Source organism: Burkholderia sp. LMG 13014, from assembly GCF_905232215.1.
Lineage (GTDB): Bacteria > Pseudomonadota > Gammaproteobacteria > Burkholderiales > Burkholderiaceae > Burkholderia.
In genome coordinates, this window is record NZ_CAJNKE010001004.1 from 1 (window position 1) to 1,295 (window position 1,295).

1 protein-coding gene is annotated in these 1,295 nt (G+C 66.1%); it reads left to right on the forward strand.

The annotated features are described in order from the left end of the window. Positions 1–43 precede the first annotated feature (43 nt). Entirely contained in the window at positions 44–1,192 is a 1,149-nt protein-coding gene (gene rodA / locus JYJ84_RS36905; protein ID WP_043184732.1) for a rod shape-determining protein RodA, read from the forward strand. Positions 1,193–1,295: the final 103 nt, after the last annotated feature.

The window sequence follows — 1,295 nt, forward strand, 5'->3', positions numbered from 1 at the left end:
CGAAGGCGGCGGACGCCGGCACCGCTCATTAACGGAGAAAGGCATGCAATTCGACAAGCGCGCCTGGCTCGACAAGATCAAGCAGATGTTCGCGGGCTTCGACCGCCCGCTCGCCCTCATCGTGTTCCTGCTGCTGTGCGTCGGCATCGTCACGCTGTACAGCGCGGCGATCGACATGCCGGGCCGGGTCGAGGACCAGTTGCGCAACATCCTGCTGACGTTCGTGCTGATGTGGGTGATCGCCAACATCCCGCCCACCACGCTGATGCGCTTCGCGGTCCCGCTCTACACGTTCGGGGTCGCGCTACTGGTCGCGGTCGCGCTGTTCGGGATGACCAAGAAGGGCGCAAAGCGCTGGCTGAACGTCGGCGTCGTGATCCAGCCGTCGGAAATCCTCAAGATCGCGACACCGCTGATGCTCGCGTGGTACTACCAGCGCCGCGAAGGCGGCGTGCGCTGGTACGACTTCGTCGCCGCGTTCGGGATCCTGCTGGTACCGGTCGGGCTGATCGCGAAGCAGCCCGACCTCGGCACGGGCCTGCTCGTGTTCGCGGCCGGCTTCTTCGTGATCTACCTCGCCGGCCTGTCGTTCAAGCTGATCGTGCCCGTGCTCGTCGCGGGCGTGATCGCGGTCGGCTCGATCGCCGTGTTCGAAGAACGCATCTGCCAGCCCGAAGTGCAGTGGCCGCTGATGCACGACTACCAGAAGCACCGCGTGTGTACGCTGCTCGACCCGACCTCCGACCCGCTCGGCAAGGGCTTCCACACGATCCAGGCCGTGATCGCGATCGGCTCGGGCGGCGTGCTCGGCAAGGGCTACCTGAAGGGCACGCAGGCGCACCTCGAATTCATTCCGGAAAAGCACACCGACTTCATCTTCGCGGTGTTCTCCGAGGAATGGGGGCTCGTCGGCGGGCTCGTGCTGCTGACGTTGTACATGGCGCTGATCGCACGCGGGCTCTATATCGCCGCGCAGGGCGCGACGCTGTTCGGCCGCCTGCTCGCGGGCTCGCTCACGCTCGCGTTCTTCGTCTATGCGTTCGTCAACATCGGGATGGTGAGCGGCGTGCTGCCGGTCGTCGGCGTGCCGCTGCCGTTCATGAGTTATGGCGGCACCGCGCTCACGACGCTCGGCATCGCGATCGGGATGATCATGAGCGTCGGGCGGCAGCGGCGGCTGATGAAGAGCTGACCGCGCGGCACGCATCGCACCAAGAAAAACGGCGCCTCGGCGCCGTTTTTTTTTTGACCGCGTGTGCCGAACGCGGCCGCGCAGCGTAGCGCGGCGCCCGCTC

What these genes read in the sequence shown, in the direction of transcription:
- rodA (WP_043184732.1), top strand. Translation starts at nt 44, where the DNA reads ATGCAATTCGACAAGCGCGCCTGGCTCGACAAGATCAAGCAGATGTTC.